This window comes from Pseudomonas sp. G3-19 (assembly GCF_054855875.1).
Genome location: NZ_JBMPIQ010000003.1, coordinates 2,148,668 through 2,165,202, shown reverse-complemented (window position 1 = coordinate 2,165,202; position 16,535 = coordinate 2,148,668). Strand labels below are relative to the sequence as shown.

Below are 16,535 nucleotides of genomic sequence, written 5' to 3'. Positions count from 1 at the left end.
GGGCTTGCTCGCGAAAGCGGTCTGTCAGTTGATGATGCATTGGCTGACAGACCGCTTTCGCGAGCAAGCCCGCTCCCACATTGGACTGTGTTTCAATTTGTGGAAATGAAAAAGCCCTGCCAGCGCTGGCAGGGCTTTTTGCATTTCAGGGGAGGGAAATCAGATCCCCATGCTACCCAACGCATTGACGATATTGCGCAGGGTGCCGGCAATGGCCGGGTGTTCGAGTTCAAAGCGGTCCACCGCCAGGTTCACGCCATCGGCGATGCTGGCATCCTGAGTGGCGCTCTCCAGTTTGATTTCAGTTTCGATCTGCGCCATCAGCGCATGCAGATCTTCACGTTCGGCTTCGGACAGCGGCGGATTCTGCTCCAGTTGCTCGCGCAGGGTGTCGAGTTGTTTTTGCAGTTCTTGGGCGGGCATGGTGGGGTTCCTTTTATCAAGAGGCACTGGCATTGACCGCAGCCGCGCGCCAAAGGTCTATGGCTGACCTTTAGATTAATCCACTCTGCGGCAACCTGCATGATCCCGGTCAGGGCTTTTCGCCCTTGAGGCGGCGCAGGTTGATGTCGGCCAGGCAGGTGTCGAGCTCGCCCAGATGATCGATCACCGAATGCACGCCCAGCCCGAACAACTGCAGGGTTGCCTTACCGCGTCGTTGGTCGCGTTCGTTCTGGCTCAGCGCTTGCCACTCGCTCGGCGACAGGCCGCACAGTGAGCCGCAGGACGCCAGGCCGATGGTCCACAGCCCGGCGTTGAGGCCCGCTTGCAGCAACCGGGGCTCGCCGCTCACCAGCACGCAGCCATCCAGGCAGCTGACGTTCAAACCCATCAGCGCCTGCCAGCAGGCGTTCGGTGCGGGCCATGGATTGATTGTTGCTGAATATTGCGTCGGTTTGATCCACGCCGGCAGAGAGGCCGCCAGGGGTTGCGCGAGGGCAGGGGGCAGCTCGTCGATCCACGCACAGGGAATCTGCTGGCGCTGCAGGCTGAGCAGGCTGTCGAGAGCGCCGGGTGTGGCGTCGGCGTGCTCGGGCAGTACGCTGGCGTGTTGATGGGCACGGGCGCCGAAATCCACCAGACAGCCACTGAGTCCGAACAGCACGGCGGTCAGGCCGGGCGCGGCGACAGGCAAGACTTCAGCATGGGTCATGGCAACGTCCCTGAAATAGGCATGAGGCTAGGCGACGCCGGTGACAGTTGGATGACAGGTGTGTGAAGGCGCTCCCTGGAAACGTCCTGCATTACTCTTCACGGGTGGACTGCCCAAAACGGCTTTTGCGCTTATACTAGCGCTCTTAACGCCTGGGCCCGGGTGCCCGCGCCAGTAAAAATCCAAGGAGTTTTTCTATGCGCTGGAGCAATCCTCTCGCTCAGCTATGTGTATGTGCCAGCGTCCTGCTGGTTCCGTTCGCCGCCAACGCTGCAACGGAAGAAGACCCTTGGGAAAGCGTCAACCGCCCGATCTTCCAGTTCAACGACTTCGTTGACACCTACGCGCTCAAGCCGCTGGCGCAGGGTTATGAGTTCGTGACGCCGCAGTTCCTCGAAGACGGCATCCACAACATGTTCCGCAACGTCGGTGACGTCACCAACCTGGCGAACAACATTCTGCAGGCCAAACCGGCAGCAGCCGGTGTCGATACCGCGCGTATCATCTTCAACACCACCTTCGGCCTGCTGGGCTTCTTCGATGTCGGCACCAAAATGGGCCTGAATCGCAGTGACGAAGACTTCGGTCAGACCCTCGGTTACTGGGGCGTCAGCAGCGGCCCTTACGTGATGCTGCCGTTGCTCGGCCCGAGCACCCTGCGTGATGCACCGTCCAAGTACGTCGACAGCTACACCGGTCCGTACCGCTACATCAACGACGTGCCTGTCCGTAACTCGGTGTTCGGCCTGAACATCGTCGACACCCGCGCCAGCCTGCTGTCGAGCGAGAAGCTGATCAGCGGCGACAAATACACCTTCATCCGCAACGCCTACCTGCAGAACCGCGAGTTCAAGGTCAAGGATGGTCACGTCGAAGACGATTTTTAATCTCGACCGATGACAGGAAGGCGGCCCGCGAGGCCGCCTTTTTTGTGTGCGCTTATTTCATCTTCAGAATGCTCAGGCCGAGCTTCTGGCCATCGCCGTCCTGAGCCTTGACCCAGACCACTTCGGTCTCCGCTTCCAGCCCGCTCAGCGCCGCATGCTCGGAATCGATGCGCACGCTCAAACGGTCACCAACCGCGAACTGGCGCGGCGCTTCGACCTGCATGCCACTGCTCGAGAGGTCGATGCACACGCCCGACACCTGATCCCCTTCATGAATCAACACCACATCGGCATCGACCCGCATGCGGATGAAATCGCGCTTTTCGCTGTAGTCCCGACCGGTTTGACTCATGGCTTCGACCTTCCATTGGGTTACGGTTTGAGCTGTTCTTATAACTCTCGGTGATTTGACAAGTAAAGTCGTCAAGCGACCATCGGCGCATGCTTGAAACGCCCCGCGGATGGGAGTACCGTCTGCGCCTTAGAAGGGCACCTCTGGTGCAATCGCGTTCCGGCTCAGTGCTCGAAAGCGGTGCAGCAGAGAGGCTAGAAAGCGAATCCAGTAGTCTGAGCCGGGCCGATGCCCCGCCTGCTACGCCAACCTAATTCTGGCGCCGTTTGCCCACATGCCAAAAACCAGTGCCACGCTGCTGATAATCGATGATGACGAAGTAGTGCGCGCGAGCCTCGCGGCCTATTTGGAAGACAGTGGTTTCAGCGTCCTGCAGGCCAGCAACGGCCAACAGGGTCTTCAGGTATTCGAGCAAGACAAGCCCGACTTGGTCATCTGCGATCTGCGCATGCCGCAGATGGGTGGTCTCGAACTTATCCGTCAGGTCACCGAGCGCTCACCGCAAACGCCGATGATCGTCGTTTCGGGTGCCGGCGTGATGAACGACGCGGTCGAGGCGCTGCGCCTGGGTGCGGCGGACTACCTGATCAAGCCTCTCGAAGACCTGGCCGTGCTCGAGCATTCGGTGCGTCGCGCGCTGGATCGTGCGCGCCTGCTGCTGGAGAACCAGCGCTACCGCGAGAAGCTGGAGAAGGCCAACCGCGAGCTCGAAGCCAGCCTGAACCTGCTCCAGGAAGACCAGAACGCCGGTCGTCAGGTGCAGATGAACATGCTGCCGGAAAGCCCGTGGCGCATCGACGAGTTCCAGTTTGCCCACCAGATCATCCCGTCGCTGTACCTGTCGGGTGATTTTGTCGACTACTTCCGTGTCGACGAGCGTCGGGTGGCGTTCTACCTGGCCGACGTATCGGGCCATGGCGCCTCGTCAGCGTTCGTCACGGTGCTGCTGAAGTTCATGACCACGCGCCTGCTGTTCGAGTCCAAGCGCAACGGCACGTTGCCGGAATTCAAGCCTTCGGAAGTCCTTGGTCATATCAACCGGGGGCTGATCAGTTGTAAGCTGGGCAAACACGTCACAATGGTCGGTGGAGTCATCGACGAGGAGACCGGTTTGTTGACCTATAGCATCGGCGGCCATCTGCCGTTGCCTGTGTTGTACACGCCTGACAGTGTTCGTTACCTCGAAGGCCGCGGTTTGCCGGTGGGCCTGTTCAATGAGGCCACCTACGAAGATCACGTGCTTGAGCTGCCTCCGACGTTCAGCCTGACGCTGATGTCCGACGGCATTCTGGATCTGTTGCCAGAACCGACGCTCAAGGAAAAAGAAGCCGCTTTGCCCCAACGGGTGAAGTCGGCGGGCGGCAGCCTGGATGGTCTGCGGCAAGTGTTTGGATTGGCCACGCTAGGGGAGATGCCGGATGATATCGCCCTGTTGGTGTTGAGCAGGAACCTTCAATGAGTACCGGTAGAATCCAGTTCGCCGAGCAGGACGGCACCTTCGTCCTGAAGTTCGTCGGTGAAGTTCGCCTGACCCTGTGTTCGGCGTTGGATGCGACTATTGAGAAAATCTTCACCGCGTTGAATTTCAACGCGATCGTGATCGATTTGACCGAAACCCGCAGCATCGACAGCACCACCCTCGGCCTGCTGGCCAAACTGTCGATCCTGTCGCGGCAAAAGGTCGGCCTGCTGCCGACCGTCGTCACCACCCACGAAGACATCACCCGGCTGCTGCAGTCGATGGGCTTCGAGCAGGTGTTCAACATCGTCAACCACCCGGTGCCGTGCCCCGAGTGCCTGGATGACCTGCCGGATCAGGACCAGTCCGAAGAAGTGGTGCGGATCAAGGTGCTCGAAGCGCACAAGATCCTCATGGGCCTGAACGACTCCAACCGTGAAGCCTTCCATGACCTGGTGAATGCCCTCGAACGGCATTGATGGCCTGAAATGTGGGTAGGGCCTGCTGGCCCTATCGCGAGCAGGCTCACTCCTACAGGGTTTCTCATTCGACGCATAATCTTGAGTAATCCACAGATCCACTGTAGGAGTGAGCCTGCTCGCGATAGCTCTCGCCAAAACACTAATAATCCAGCAGGCACAAAAAAAGGGCGAACCCAACCGGGTTCGCCCTTTTTGCATTTCAACCGCTCAGATCACAGCTTGGCCTGCAGCAGCGCCTCGAGCTTCTCCTGGTCACGGGCGAATTGACGGATGCCCTCAGCCAGTTTCTCGGTAGCCATCGCGTCTTCGTTGGATAGCCAGCGGAATTGCGCTTCGTTGAGGCTCAGGCGCGCTTCGCCGGCGTGGCCCGGGGCGAGTTTGCGCTCCAGTTTGCCAGTGTCTGCCGCGAGCTTGTCGATCAGGTCCGGGCTGATGGTCAGGCGATCGCAGCCGGCCAGTTGCTCGATCTGGCTCAGGTTGCGGAAGCTGGCACCCATGACCACGGTCTTGTAGTCATTGGCCTTGTAGTAGTTGTAGATGCGGGTGACCGACTGCACGCCCGGATCATCGGCGCCGGTGTAGTCGTTGCCGTTAGCCTTCTTGTACCAGTCGTAGATGCGGCCCACGAACGGCGAGATCAGGAACACCCCGGCGTCAGCGCAAGCGGCGGCCTGAGCGAAGGAAAACAGCAGGGTCAGGTTGGTCTGGATGCCTTCCTTCTCGAGGATCTCCGCAGCGCGGATGCCTTCCCAGGTCGAAGCGATCTTGATCAGCACGCGGTCACGGCCGATGCCGGCCTTGTCGTACAGCTCGATCAGGCGATGCGCACGCTTGAGCACGGCGTCCTGGTCGAACGACAGGCGCGCATCCACTTCGGTAGAAATGCGGCCCGGAATCACTTTGAGGATTTCCTGGCCCACGGCGACGCCGAAACGGTCGCTGGCCAGACCCACGTCGCCCTTGCAGTCGCTGACGCAGGCGTTCAGCAGCTCGGCGTAGGCGGGGATGGCGGCTGCCTTGAGCAGCAGGGAAGGGTTGGTGGTGGCGTCGACCGGCTTGACCCGGGCGATCGCTTCGAAGTCGCCGGTGTCGGCAACTACGGTGGTCATCTGTTTGAGTTGTTCCAGCTTGGAAGTCATGGGTGTGCTCTGTCCTGTGGGTTTGACGACATTACCCGAGCGTTGACAGCCACTCAAGGGCATCAAGGCGCAACGGGTTCCCCGGGGGCAACAACCTGAGAACGGCTGTTTGAACGGTGGGGCGCGGTATCGATGAATACGATGCCAAAATCGGCCGCAGGTTCAAAGCAACTGACGGCCAGCGCCCCTTGAGCACATTGATGGAGGTTATTGCTGGCTCAGCTGGGTTTTGACCGCAGTTTCGGCCGGTTTCGGCTGGCCATCGGACGTCAACAGACCGAAATTCTTCTCGCGGTCATTGCTGCCGGTGTCGCTGTTTTTCCACTCGTAAATCGAGGTCAGGGCAATGTTGCGGGTTTTGATATCGGCCACGAATGCACTGATTTTACTGGCTTGGCCTTCAGTTCCGCCGTTGGAGGGAAGCGCCGAGATGCCCCATTCGCTGATCACCCCCGGCAGATGGAAGTTCTGCTGGATAAACGCCTGGGAGTTGCTGATCTGCGTGCCGCTCATGCCGTAGGGATGGTAGGAGACCGCGTTGAGGCATTTGGGGTATTCGCTGACGATTCGGTTGAGTGCCACGGTGGACGCCGAGCCGGCAGTCGGCGGCCGGGCGAAGCCAAAACCGATCACCGGGACAGTCTGGGGTTTGTCTTGCAGGGTCTTGCACGCTGCGCTCATGAACGGCACGAACGTCGTGTCGAAATTGCCGGTCGGCCAGTAAGTGCCGAGGTCCGGCTCATTCCATAGCTCGATCGCCACCAGTTGTGAGCCATAGGTCGCTGCCAGGCTGGTCAGCGTGTTGGCATACGCGACCCCCGCGTTCGCCAGATCATTGGCCGGTAACGGCTTGGTCGCGCGCAGGGTCATCAGCACCGGCAGACCGGCCGCGCGGGCCACGGCGAAGGCATCGCTGATCTGCTTCTGGTAGGCCGCGCTGGGCAGGCTGTCAGTCCATACGCCAAAACGCACGAAACTGAAGCCGGTGGCTTTGACGCGCTCGGCGTCGGCAGCGGAAAAGGTCTGGACTTTGACCTGAACCCCGATGGTTTTATTGGCGGGCAATGCCGGGAACAGTTCATTGGCCTGGCTCTGGCCGGTTGCCGCCAGCAGTAACAGGGTCAGGGCGCTCAGGGGGTTGAGATGGGCTGATTTCATGTCGGTTCTCCGGGTGAGAAGTGACAACGGCGAAAAGGTATCTCGAGATAACTGTTTCGAAACTGACAATGGCACTAAGTGCGCCAATGTTATTTTTTGTCAGGAAAACCAGACCTGAAAATCACAGTTATTTTTAGTCCGTTAATTGTGTTTTGGCGGCTTTTGACCCTGTGGTACTTAATACGCTGGTACTAACAGGGCGAATCTATTTCTGAGTGCAGAATGATCTAGTGGGTTCATTAAGATCCGCTCTAGATGTTGGCAGAATGATATTACACAGGAATGTAAACCTTGTTCAAAAAGATCCTCGTCGTGTGCGTTGGCAATATTTGCCGAAGTCCGACAGCAGAACTTCTGCTGCGTAACGCGCTGACCCCCTCAACCATTTCGGTGACGTCCGCAGGTCTCTCTGCGCGGGTCGGCGAAGGCATGGAAGCCTCGGCGCGCCAGGTGCTGGAAGACCACGGGCACAGCGCCGAGGGTTTCCGGGCCCGGCAATTGACCGCCGATATCGTCAATGAATCAGACCTGATTCTGGTCATGGAAAAACAACATGTGAATCAGGTGCTGAAGATTGCCTCGCACGCCCGAGGCAAAGTATTTCTTCTCGGCAAGTGGCAGAGCGAACGAGAAATACAGGATCCGTATCGTCAAGGTAAGGCCGCTTTTATTCATGCCCATGCATTGATTGAAGATGCTGTTAGCTCGTGGGCGCAGCGCCTCGGACATTGATGAATATTCTTCAGATCAGTGAATGGTAAGAAAGACTTATGCAGTTACCGTCAGTAATCGCCAACCGTGATAACGATCAAGACAGTATTGATCTTCTCGGCATATTTGGCAGTTTGATCGATCAGAAATGGTTGATCGGTGCATTCACCGGTGCATTCATGGCCGCTGGCGTTGCCTACGCGGTATTGGCGACGCCGGTGTACCTGGCGAACGCACTGGTTCAGGTCGAACCGAAAAAGAACGACATGCTCGGTTTTTCCGACCTCAGCAGCATGCTCGGCGGGCAATCGCCGTCGGTGACCGAAATCGGCATCATCAAGTCCCGCGCGGTGATCGGCAAAACTGTCGACGACCTGCGCCTGGACATCGACGTCACCCCCAACACCTTCCCGGTGGTCGGCGGTTTTCTCGCCCGGCGTTATCGCGGCGAAACCGAGTTCAGCGTGGCGCCGCCGCGTTTTGGCTTCAACAGCTACGCCTGGGGCGGCGAGCGTCTGGAGTTTACCCGGCTCAATCTGCCCAAAGAGTTGTTGGGCAAGAAGCTCACCCTGGTGGCTGGCGAACAACAGCACTTTCAGTTGCTCGATGACAACGACAACCTGCTGGTCGAGGGCGTCGCCGGCGAAGCCTTCGCCCAGGACGGCGTCGAGGGTTTGATCGAGCGCCTGCAAGCCAACCCGGGTACTCGCTTTGAAGTGGTGCGCAATCCACGGATCGTGACCATTCAGGGTTACCAGGATGCGCTGGATATCTCCGAGCAAGGTAAAGAGTCGGGGATTATCCGTCTGGCGCTGGCCAGCGCCGATGCGGCCGAGGCGGTGAAGATCCTCAACAAGATCGCCGCGCTCTACGTGGACCAGAACGTGCGCCGCACCTCGGCGGAAGCGGCGCAGAGCCTGGCGTTCCTGCAAAGCCAGTTGCCGCAGGTCAAGCGTGATCTGGCCAAGGCCAGCGATGCGCTCAACGCGTATCAGACCCACGGCAAGACCGTGAATATTTCCCTGGAAACGCAATCGGTGCTTGGTCAGTCCGTGGCGCTGGAAACGCGGATTTCCGAGCTGAAAATGCAGCAGGCGGAAATGGATCGCAAGTTCACCAAGCAGCATCCGGCGTATCGCGCGCTGATGTCGCAGATCGGCGAATTGACCCAGCAGCAGAAATCGCTGGAAGGCAAGGTCGGTGATCTGCCGGCCACGCAGCAGGAGCTGCTCAACCTGACCCGCGATGTGGAAGTCGCTTCGCAGATCTACACGCAGTTGCTGAACAAATCCCAGGAGCTGGACATCGTTCGCGCCGGTGCGGTGGGCAATGTGCGCCTGATCGATCCGGCGGATGTTGACCTGAGCAGCCCGGTCAAACCGAAAAAAGCCCTGATCGTGTTGATCGCGACGTTCCTCGGCGCCTTTCTCGGTGTGGCGCTGGTGCTGTTGCGCAAATCCCTGAGCAAAGGTCTGGAAGGCCCGGAAGCCATCGAACAGCTCGGGCTGCCGGTGTACGCCTCGATTCCCTACAGCGCCTTGCAGCGTGACGAGGACACGAAAAAAGGCCGAGCCAAAATCACCGCCGAGACGCCGGCCTATCTGCTGGCCCTGCGCAACCCGACCGACCTGTCCATCGAGTCGATCCGCAGCCTGCGTACTTGCCTGCATTTCGCCGCGCTGGATTCGACCAACAACCGCATCATGATCTCCGGCCCCAGCCCGCAGGTCGGCAAGACCTTCGTCTCCTCCAACCTCGCCGCGGTCATGGCGCAAAGCGGTCAGCGCGTGCTGCTGATCGACGCTGATATGCGCAAGGGCCACTTGCACAAGACGCTGAATGTACCGATCGCCAATGGTCTGTCGGACCTGCTGGTCAAGCGCTGCAGCATCGAGCAGGCGATCAACACGGTGGAAATCGACAACCTGCACTTCATCAGCCGTGGCCAGGTTCCACCGAATCCTTCCGAGTTGTTGATGCACGCCAACTTCCGCGATTTGCTCGCCGAGCTGAGTCAGCGCTACGACGTGGTGATCATCGATACGCCGCCACTGCTGGCGGTGACGGACGCGGCGATTGTCGGGCGTGAAGCCGGGATCAGCCTGATCGTCACGCGGTTTGCGGTAAACCCGGCCAAGGAAATTGAAGCGACCATTCGCCGCTTCGCGCAGAACGGCATCGAGCTCAAGGGCGCGGTGTTCAACGGCGTCGAGAAGCGCGCTGCCAGCTACTACGGCAATGGCAGCTATGGCTATTACAACTACGAATACGCGTCGGACAAATCCTGAAATCAGGGGCGTTCCAACAGGCATGAAAGTGGGTGGGTTGTGAAGAAAATACTGCACGTGGCTGAAACGATAAAAGGTGGGGTCGCCACCGTTATCCGCACCATCTCGGCGTCGCCCGAAGGCCATGACTCGAACTACGAGCTGGTCTATCTGGTGCCGCTCGACCAGAAACAAGAGCTGCACGGCATTGATGCACAGCAGATTCGCACGTTCGAACGCAGCGGGCGTGATGTGCGTTCGCTGCTGCGTTTTGCCTGGCAACTGACCCGGGTGATGCTCAAGGAAAAACCCGATGTGGTGCATTTGCACAGCACCTTTTCCGGGGTGATCGGCCGCGTGGTCTGTGTGCTTCTGCGACCGTGGCGCAAGCCGAAAATCGTCTACTGCCCGCACGCCTTTTCGTTCCTGATGGAAAGCTCGCCGACCAAGCAGAAGATCTACGCATGGATCGAGCGGGTCCTGCAGAGAGTCACCGACGTGATTATCTGCGTCAGCCGCTACGAGATGGACAAGGCTGCGCGGTTCGGCATTCAGCGCTCGCGCATGAAGCTGATTTACAACGGCATCCACCAGCGAGACGAAGCGCCGAAGGCCGAGAGCCCCGCGCCGATCCATCTGCTGTTCGTCGGTCGTCTCGACTACCAGAAAGGTTTCGACGTGCTGCTCAAGGCCTTCGCCAAGGTGCAGCGAAGTGATCTGAAACTGACGGTGGTCGGCAGTGCGGTCAACGAGGACACGGTCGAGTGCCCCGAGATGGACGCGGTCGAGTACCTGCCGTGGGTCACGCCGGCCGAAGTGCAGGCGCTGTATCAACAGGCCGACGCGCTGATCGTTCCGAGCCGCTGGGAAGGTTTTGCCATGGTGCCGCTGGAAGGCATGGCCATGGGCTTGCCGGTGATCGCCAGCAACTGCACGTCACTGCCCGAACTGGTCACCCATGAAGTGTCCGGCTACGTCTTTCCCACCGGTGATCACCAGGCGCTGGCCGATGTGCTGGCGCGAATCCAGAAGCCGCGGTTGCTCGACCTCGGCAGCGAAGGTCGGAACATCGTGCGCGAACGTTTCAGCGCCGCGCTGATGATCCGCCAGACCTACGACGTGTATTGCGCTCCCACTTATTAAGTAGAACTCAGCTTATGAACGTAACGATTTTGCATGGCTACAGTGCGTCCAACTCCGGTGACGGCCTGCTCGTCGATCTGGCCATCGCGTTGGTGCAGCGCAACTTTGGCGAAGACACCGCGATCAATGTCGTGGCGTCCGATCCGCAGTCTTTCGCCTACCTGCCGCACCCGCGTTTCGACGCGCCGGTGATGGCGGCCAAGGGCCTGGGGCGGGTCAAGCAGGCGGTGTTCCTCAATCAGTCGTATGCCGGGCTGGCGGATCTGCTGCGCAAGACTGATCTGATCGTCGGCGTCGGTGGCGGCTACATGCGCTCGAAAAGTGCCTTCGAACACATCAAGCTCAAACTCGGCCACGCCAAGCAACTGGAAACGGCGATCCTCAGCAAAGTGCCGTCGGTGTACCTGCCGCAAAGCATCGGTCCGTTCCATGGCGAGAGCCGCAAGATCGTCGATCACTACGCCAGCGCTGACGCGGTGTTCGTGCGCGATAACCGCTCCTCGGCAATGTTCGATGCCTGCGAAAACGTCTATCGTGCGCCGGATCTGGCAGTGCAGTCACTGGCCAGCAAGATCCTTCAGCAACCGAAGTTCACCCGCTGCGCCGCGTCGCCGGCCACCGTGTGCGTGGTGCTGCGCAAGCCGCCGGAGTGGAGCAAGGAAAAGAAGGTCGCCTACGTCGCCAACCTGAAGCTGCTGCTGCAGCGCCTGAAGAACAAAAGCAAAGTGGTCTGCGCGGTGCAGAGCGCCGTTCGCGGCAACGATGACGGTGCGTTCTATCGCGAACTGGGCATCACCGAGGACCTGCTGTCGTTGAAGGCGACGATTGCCAAATATCAGCCGGACCTGGTGATCTCGGTGCGTCTGCACGGCGCCATCGAGTCGCTGCTGTCCGGTGTCCCGGCGTACCACATCAGCTATGAGCGCAAAGGCTTTGGCGCCTATCAGGACATGGGCGTGGAAGACTGGGTGATCAATGGCGGCGACATCAATGTCGACCAGATCATCGACACCGTGTATGCGCCGAATGCCCTGTCGAACTTCGGCAAGCGCCTGACCGATACCTGCCGCGAAATCGAAGCCAAGACGGTGATGATGGACGAGATCATCAAAGGCGTCGTTCGATGATATTTCGCTTGCTGCTGCGCGGCGGAGCCTTGGGCGCGAAGTTTCTGCTGGTGTTGGCCATCACCCATTACCTGGGCTACGAAGCGCTGGGGTTTTATGGCGTGGTGGTCGCCGCGTCGCTGATCGCTTCGAAGTTCTACAGCGTCGGTTTCAGTTCCGAGATCAATCGGTTGATCAGCGTTGGTGGCAGCTCGCGGCGAGTGGTCGACAAAGTCCTGTTGCTGTACCTGGCGGTGGGGCTGCTGCTGTCGCTAGTCACGGTGGGGATTTACTCGCTGTTCCAGCAGGTCGAGGCGAGCACCGCGTTGATTCTTTGCGTGACGCTGGTGCTGCTCACCGAACACCTGTCGTTCGAGATCAACTCGTTCGTGTTTTCTGCGCAGAAAGCCACCGCGGGCGCGCTGCTGTTCTTCATCAAGACCGGTCTCTGGGCGCTGCTGGCGGTGGGCGGGATGATGCTCGACTGGGTCTCCGGCATCGCCAGTGTGCTGTGGCTGTGGGTGGCCGCCAATGTGTTGGTGATCGCCGCCGGTTACCTGATCGTGGTGAATGTGCACAAGGGCCGGGTCAGCGAAGCACTGACTACCGCGACCGTGTGGAAGGCCGGGTTGCCGTTTTATTTCGGCACGGGGTTGATCGCCTTGAGTCAGTCCGTCGAGCGCTTCCTGATTGCCGATCTCGAGCCCTACGCCAGCTTGGGTAAATATGTGTACGCGTGGTCTGCGGCGAACACTTTGCAGGCGCTGTCCTACGCGGTGGTGGCGGTGGTGGGGATTCCGGTGCTGGCCAAGCGGTTTCAGGCGGATCAGCAGGCGTTCACGGTCACCCATTTGTTCGTCAACAAATGGGTGATGCGCTCGCTGCTGGTGTCGGCGGCGGTGGCGGTGCTGATCTATCTGTTCTTCAACGTGGTGCTCGATTACGTCGCCAGCAGCGTGCCGCGTCCGGATAACGCGGTCCTCGGTGTACTGATTTTTTCCTTTGCCCTGCGGGCCATCGGCGACATCGTCTGGGGCGGTCTGATCGCTTCGAAAAACAGTCGAGTGTCATTCGCCAGCGCGGCGATTTGCTTGCTGGTGTCGGTGCCGGTCAGCTACCTGCTGATCAAGCACTATTCGATTTATGGCGCGGCGTGGGGCAATGTCTTCGCGATCATCGTCCAGCTCGGGGTGATTGCCGTGTTGACCCGGGCGACCCGCGTAAAAGGGGCGCTGGCATGGGGTTGAAGTTGCCGTGTATCGAGTTTCGCGGCCGCAAACTCGATTCTTCGCTGTCGTTCCTGATTCTGTTCACCGGGTTGTTTCTGTCGGTGGCGATGCCGCTGCTGATCCCGCGCGCTCCGGGCCCGGATGCGATGACCTTGTGGTCGTCCTACGCCCGCGCCGACAACTGCAATTTCTGGAACCCGTTCTCGCCGGATCGCTCCTCTTATGAGTGTTCGGCGTTTCTGCTGCGGCCCACCGGGATCAACCTGACCAACGCCTGGGCCTACGGGATGTTCTGCAACTTCTTCCTCACGGCGATTCCGGTGGTGGTGTTCCGGCGCATGCCGCTGGCGATCTTCGGCACCCTGTGTCTGTGGGGGATTGTGCGTTCGTTCTTTCTGGAAAACCTGACCAAGGAAATCATCGTTTCGGTGGCGGTGCTGAGCATTTTGTTCAGCTCGCTGACGCGCAAATACCGCGGCGGATTTTTTCTGTCGGCGGTGATCTATGGCGTGCTGATTCGGCCTTACTGGATTCTGTTTTCGTTGTCGTGGGTCGGCGTCTGCGTGATGAAAAAGTACGTGTCGCGCTTCACCTTTTTCCTGATGCTGTTCCTGTTTTACCTGGCGGTGGCCATGGCGATTCAGCTGGCGTTGGGGTTTCCGGTGTCGTCGATTCGCGCCAGCAACAACGAGTTGCGTACGGCGGGGGAGGAGGGTTCGAAATCGTTGATCGTCTCGTGGCTCAGCGGCAGTGACTTCGTCTCGCAGGCGCTGGACTCGATGATCATCTTCTTCCGGCTGTCGTTCCCGGTAGAGCTGATTCTGTTGTCCGGGCCGGGCCAGGTGATCTTTGTGGCGCTGATGATCATGACCGCGCTGCTGCTGTTCAAAGTCATCACCTCCACCGACTACAAAGGCGCACCGATCGAAACCAAACCCAAGGAACTGATCGCGATTCCGCTGGCGTTTTTGCTGGTGCAAGGTTTGTTCGAGCCGGACTTCGGCTCCTTCGCCCGGCACTTTTCCATGGTGGTGCCGGTGCTGTTTGTTGGCCTCGGCTTGATGTTGCGCGCGAACAAGCCGGTGCGGGTTGAATCACGAGTTCTGAATTGAGGCAGGTGTTTATGTCGAGCAAGAAAAAATCGCTGGAGATCGAAACCCTGCGTGGCCTGGCGTGCCTGCTGCTGGTGCTCTATCACGTCATTGGCCCGTTGGGCGGAGGTCTGAAGATCGATCTCGGCTCGCCGTTCCGGGTGATTGCCGACTCGATGGTGTACGTGCGCATGCCGCTGTTCACCTTCATTTCCGGCTACATCTATTCGATCTACAAAATTCGCGGCAATGACTTTTCCGCGTTCTTCAGCGGCAAGGTACGACGGCTGATCGTGCCGCTGTTTTGCGTCGGTGTGCCGTTTTCGGTGTTGCAGGCGGTGGGTCCCGGGGTGAACAAGGATGTCGGCGTGATCGATGCCTTGTTGTCGTTCTGGGTACCGGTCAATCACTTCTGGTTCCTGCAGGCGGTGTTCATCATTTTCATGTTCGTCGGGCTGCTGGAATGGCGCGGGATGCTGCGCTCGATGACGCGCTTGTATCTGCTGTTCGCCTTCGCTGCGGCGGTGTTTCTGTTGCCGCCGTTCAAGCTCGATGCGTTCGGCATCAATGGCGCGATTTACCTGCTGCCGTTCTTTGTGGCGGGGATGATCGGCCAGGAAAATGTCGAGGCGTTGAAGCAGCGGTTCAAGGTGGTCGGGCCGCTGGTGTTTGTGTTGATTTCGTTGACGCTGCTGTACGTGGCGGCGATTGACCGTGAGTTGATCGTCGACCGCCGCAGCCTGATCGGTCTGACCGTGGGGTGTGTGTCCTGCATTGCTTTGCTGTCGAGTGACATGCGCTCGAAGTGGCTGACCTGGCTGGGCGGCTACTCTTACGCGATCTTTCTGTTCCATGTGCTGTTCGCGGCGACTTCGCGGTTTGTCATGGGGCGGCTGGGTGTGAAAGACGAAAGCATTCTGGTGCTCAGCGGACTGCTGTTTGGTCTGTTGGGGCCGGTGGTGCTGTCGATGATTTTCAGCCGCTTCAATGTCACTTCGGTGCTGTTTCTCGGGGAGCGTGCGGCGAAGAAGAAGCCAGCGGTTGGCGTTACTCCGGTGGTGCCGGCCAATAGCTGAAAAGCTTCGCGAGCAAGCCCGCTCCCACAGGGATTGTGTGAGTTGCCGAGATCCAATGTGGGAGCGGGCTTGCTCGCGAAGGGGCCATTCCAGACTGAAGGAAATAATGCATGTTGGCAGTAAATGACGCTCAGCCCGTCGCGGCGTCGGTGGTGGAAGTAGGCGATGCCCGCGAGCGCTTTGCGCAGTGGCGCGAAGGCAAGGCCGGGAAGGTCTTGTCGGTCTCGGTGATCGGCGACAGCTACAGCGCCGGGCAGGATTTCTACCTGAACAAACTGGTGCAGCGCGTGGCCGGCGAAGTGGGTTTTGCCGGCCCCGGTTACGTCGGTTTCAACCACGGCGCCGCGCTGGGGGGCACGCATTTCAAATACACCCGCAGCAGCGAAAAATACTTCGGTGGTGGCTGGCAAGTGTCCGGCCTCGGCCAAGCCAGCCCCGACAGCCGCACGGTGACCGGCAAGCCCGGTGCCTGGCTGCAAATCGATGCCAGCCCGACACCGGCCATCGACACCCAAGTCAGCCAGGCGAAATTGCTCTATCTGGGCAACGGCGAAGCCAGTGAGCTGCGCTACCGCTGGACGCCCTCGGAAGACTGGCAACCGTTGACGCTCAAGGGTGCGGGCGTACAGGAAGTACCGCTTGCAGCTCTCTCTTCAGCGCCAGACTGGTCATTCAAACTGGAAGTGGTGAAGGGCGCACCGACCTTGTTTGGCTTGTGGATGAGCAACGAACAGAACGGCGTGCGGGTTTCGAAACTGGCAGCTTCGGGCGCGGCCTCCGTGGATTTCTATCACCAGAACCCGCAATGGCAGGTGCAGTGGAAAGCCGCCGTGTCGAAGATCCCCGCCGACGTTTACCTGATCATGCTCGGCGGCAACGATCAGGGCTTCGGGGTCAAACCCGAACAATACCTGCACAACGTTCAGGGCCTGGTGGCGATGATCCGCGAGATCCAACCGGCGGCGAGCATCAACCTGATCATGCGTCAGGACACCACGCGTTCCAGCGCCTATCCGATGTCGGCGTATGCACAGGTCTTGCAGCCGTGGGCGCACGAGCAGCAGCTGGGGTTTGCCAATCTGCAATGCGCGTTCGGCCCTGACGTCAAACGCTATGCGGCGGCGATGATCGGCCCGGACAAGATTCATCCGCAGCCGGCCACGGGCGGGAAAGTGATTGCCGATTACTTCTATCGCTGGATCGTCAGTGGCATCAACGCGGACAGTTGCGACTTGTAGGAGCTGCGGCACGCTGCGATCTTTTGATCTTGCTCTTGAAAACA

16 protein-coding genes are annotated in these 16,535 nt (G+C 59.5%); 11 read left to right on the top strand and 5 right to left on the bottom strand.

What is annotated here, in order from left to right; all coding sequences use genetic code 11:
- Positions 1 to 159: 159 nt before the first annotated feature.
- Entirely contained in the window at positions 160 to 423 is a 264-nt protein-coding gene (locus ACOYXI_RS09985; protein ID WP_041074003.1) for a DUF4404 family protein, read from the bottom strand.
- Between the two features lie 109 nt (positions 424 to 532).
- On the bottom strand, positions 533 to 1,153 hold the full coding sequence (locus ACOYXI_RS09980; protein ID WP_103368826.1) for a phosphatase: 621 nt from the start codon (positions 1,151 to 1,153) through the stop codon (positions 533 to 535).
- Positions 1,154 to 1,350: 197 nt separating this feature from the next.
- Between ACOYXI_RS09980 and ACOYXI_RS09975 the strand changes: the two genes are divergently transcribed.
- Positions 1,351 to 2,040 (top strand): MlaA family lipoprotein, encoded by a 690-nt coding sequence (locus tag ACOYXI_RS09975; RefSeq protein WP_098964788.1) that lies wholly within the window; start codon positions 1,351 to 1,353, stop codon positions 2,038 to 2,040.
- Between the two features lie 52 nt (positions 2,041 to 2,092).
- Here the strand turns inward: ACOYXI_RS09975 and ACOYXI_RS09970 are convergent, their stop codons facing one another.
- Positions 2,093 to 2,392 (bottom strand): PilZ domain-containing protein, encoded by a 300-nt coding sequence (locus ACOYXI_RS09970; RefSeq protein WP_135296237.1) that lies wholly within the window; start codon positions 2,390 to 2,392, stop codon positions 2,093 to 2,095.
- Positions 2,393 to 2,666: 274 nt separating this feature from the next.
- Between ACOYXI_RS09970 and rssB the strand changes: the two genes are divergently transcribed.
- On the top strand, positions 2,667 to 3,851 hold the full coding sequence (gene rssB, locus ACOYXI_RS09965) for a two-component system response regulator RssB (protein WP_041074010.1): 1,185 nt from the start codon (positions 2,667 to 2,669) through the stop codon (positions 3,849 to 3,851).
- Positions 3,848 to 4,330, top strand: coding sequence for an anti-sigma factor antagonist RssC (rssC, locus tag ACOYXI_RS09960; protein ID WP_003226553.1), 483 nt, complete (start codon positions 3,848 to 3,850; stop codon positions 4,328 to 4,330). Before rssB ends, rssC begins: the two co-directional genes overlap by 4 nt.
- A gap of 215 nt (positions 4,331 to 4,545) precedes the next feature.
- Here rssC and tal read toward each other — a convergent pair whose 3' ends face one another.
- Together tal and ACOYXI_RS09950 are read right to left on the bottom strand one after the other, a co-directional pair.
- Positions 4,546 to 5,472: a transaldolase gene (gene tal / locus ACOYXI_RS09955; protein WP_027611470.1), complete on the bottom strand. Its 927-nt coding sequence runs from the start codon at positions 5,470 to 5,472 to the stop codon at positions 4,546 to 4,548.
- Positions 5,473 to 5,679: 207 nt separating this feature from the next.
- Positions 5,680 to 6,630, bottom strand: a complete 951-nt coding sequence (locus tag ACOYXI_RS09950; RefSeq protein WP_461674801.1) for a glycosyl hydrolase family 5 — start codon at positions 6,628 to 6,630, stop codon at positions 5,680 to 5,682.
- Between the two features lie 291 nt (positions 6,631 to 6,921).
- On the opposite strand from ACOYXI_RS09950, the gene ACOYXI_RS09945 reads away from it, so the two are divergent.
- From ACOYXI_RS09945 to ACOYXI_RS09910, 8 genes are all read left to right on the top strand, one after another.
- Positions 6,922 to 7,362, top strand: a complete 441-nt coding sequence (locus ACOYXI_RS09945) for a low molecular weight protein-tyrosine-phosphatase (protein ID WP_007968224.1) — start codon at positions 6,922 to 6,924, stop codon at positions 7,360 to 7,362.
- A gap of 38 nt (positions 7,363 to 7,400) precedes the next feature.
- Positions 7,401 to 9,629: a polysaccharide biosynthesis tyrosine autokinase gene (locus ACOYXI_RS09940; RefSeq protein WP_135296235.1), complete on the top strand. Its 2,229-nt coding sequence runs from the start codon at positions 7,401 to 7,403 to the stop codon at positions 9,627 to 9,629.
- A 39-nt stretch (positions 9,630 to 9,668) separates the two neighbouring features.
- Positions 9,669 to 10,751, top strand: coding sequence for a glycosyltransferase (locus ACOYXI_RS09935; RefSeq protein ID WP_461674800.1), 1,083 nt, complete (start codon positions 9,669 to 9,671; stop codon positions 10,749 to 10,751).
- A 14-nt stretch (positions 10,752 to 10,765) separates the two neighbouring features.
- Positions 10,766 to 11,878, top strand: a complete 1,113-nt coding sequence (locus tag ACOYXI_RS09930; RefSeq protein ID WP_134786940.1) for a polysaccharide pyruvyl transferase family protein — start codon at positions 10,766 to 10,768, stop codon at positions 11,876 to 11,878.
- The gene (locus tag ACOYXI_RS09925; protein ID WP_461674799.1) at positions 11,875 to 13,104 is read left to right on the top strand and encodes an MATE family efflux transporter; all 1,230 of its coding nucleotides are present in this window, start codon (positions 11,875 to 11,877) and stop codon (positions 13,102 to 13,104) included. Before ACOYXI_RS09930 ends, ACOYXI_RS09925 begins: the two co-directional genes overlap by 4 nt.
- Positions 13,095 to 14,198: a hypothetical protein gene (locus ACOYXI_RS09920; protein ID WP_003226536.1), complete on the top strand. Its 1,104-nt coding sequence runs from the start codon at positions 13,095 to 13,097 to the stop codon at positions 14,196 to 14,198. Before ACOYXI_RS09925 ends, ACOYXI_RS09920 begins: the two co-directional genes overlap by 10 nt.
- An 11-nt stretch (positions 14,199 to 14,209) precedes the next feature.
- Complete coding sequence (locus ACOYXI_RS09915; protein ID WP_247269285.1) at positions 14,210 to 15,253, top strand: acyltransferase family protein; 1,044 nt, start codon at positions 14,210 to 14,212, stop codon at positions 15,251 to 15,253.
- A 110-nt stretch (positions 15,254 to 15,363) separates the two neighbouring features.
- On the top strand, positions 15,364 to 16,491 hold the full coding sequence (locus ACOYXI_RS09910) for an SGNH/GDSL hydrolase family protein (protein ID WP_134786936.1): 1,128 nt from the start codon (positions 15,364 to 15,366) through the stop codon (positions 16,489 to 16,491).
- The last annotated feature ends 44 nt before the right edge of the window (positions 16,492 to 16,535 follow it).

What these genes read in the sequence shown, in the direction of transcription:
- ACOYXI_RS09985 (WP_041074003.1), bottom strand. Translation starts at nt 423, where the DNA reads ATGCCCGCCCAAGAACTGCAAAAACAACTCGACACCCTGCGCGAGCAA.
- ACOYXI_RS09980 (WP_103368826.1), bottom strand. Translation starts at nt 1,153, where the DNA reads ATGACCCATGCTGAAGTCTTGCCTGTCGCCGCGCCCGGCCTGACCGCC.
- ACOYXI_RS09975 (WP_098964788.1), top strand. Translation starts at nt 1,351, where the DNA reads ATGCGCTGGAGCAATCCTCTCGCTCAGCTATGTGTATGTGCCAGCGTC.
- ACOYXI_RS09970 (WP_135296237.1), bottom strand. Translation starts at nt 2,392, where the DNA reads ATGAGTCAAACCGGTCGGGACTACAGCGAAAAGCGCGATTTCATCCGC.
- rssB (WP_041074010.1), top strand. Translation starts at nt 2,667, where the DNA reads ATGCCAAAAACCAGTGCCACGCTGCTGATAATCGATGATGACGAAGTA.
- rssC (WP_003226553.1), top strand. Translation starts at nt 3,848, where the DNA reads ATGAGTACCGGTAGAATCCAGTTCGCCGAGCAGGACGGCACCTTCGTC.
- tal (WP_027611470.1), bottom strand. Translation starts at nt 5,472, where the DNA reads ATGACTTCCAAGCTGGAACAACTCAAACAGATGACCACCGTAGTTGCC.
- ACOYXI_RS09950 (WP_461674801.1), bottom strand. Translation starts at nt 6,630, where the DNA reads ATGAAATCAGCCCATCTCAACCCCCTGAGCGCCCTGACCCTGTTACTG.
- ACOYXI_RS09940 (WP_135296235.1), top strand. Translation starts at nt 7,401, where the DNA reads ATGCAGTTACCGTCAGTAATCGCCAACCGTGATAACGATCAAGACAGT.
- ACOYXI_RS09930 (WP_134786940.1), top strand. Translation starts at nt 10,766, where the DNA reads ATGAACGTAACGATTTTGCATGGCTACAGTGCGTCCAACTCCGGTGAC.
- ACOYXI_RS09925 (WP_461674799.1), top strand. Translation starts at nt 11,875, where the DNA reads ATGATATTTCGCTTGCTGCTGCGCGGCGGAGCCTTGGGCGCGAAGTTT.
- ACOYXI_RS09920 (WP_003226536.1), top strand. Translation starts at nt 13,095, where the DNA reads ATGGGGTTGAAGTTGCCGTGTATCGAGTTTCGCGGCCGCAAACTCGAT.
- ACOYXI_RS09915 (WP_247269285.1), top strand. Translation starts at nt 14,210, where the DNA reads ATGTCGAGCAAGAAAAAATCGCTGGAGATCGAAACCCTGCGTGGCCTG.
- ACOYXI_RS09910 (WP_134786936.1), top strand. Translation starts at nt 15,364, where the DNA reads ATGTTGGCAGTAAATGACGCTCAGCCCGTCGCGGCGTCGGTGGTGGAA.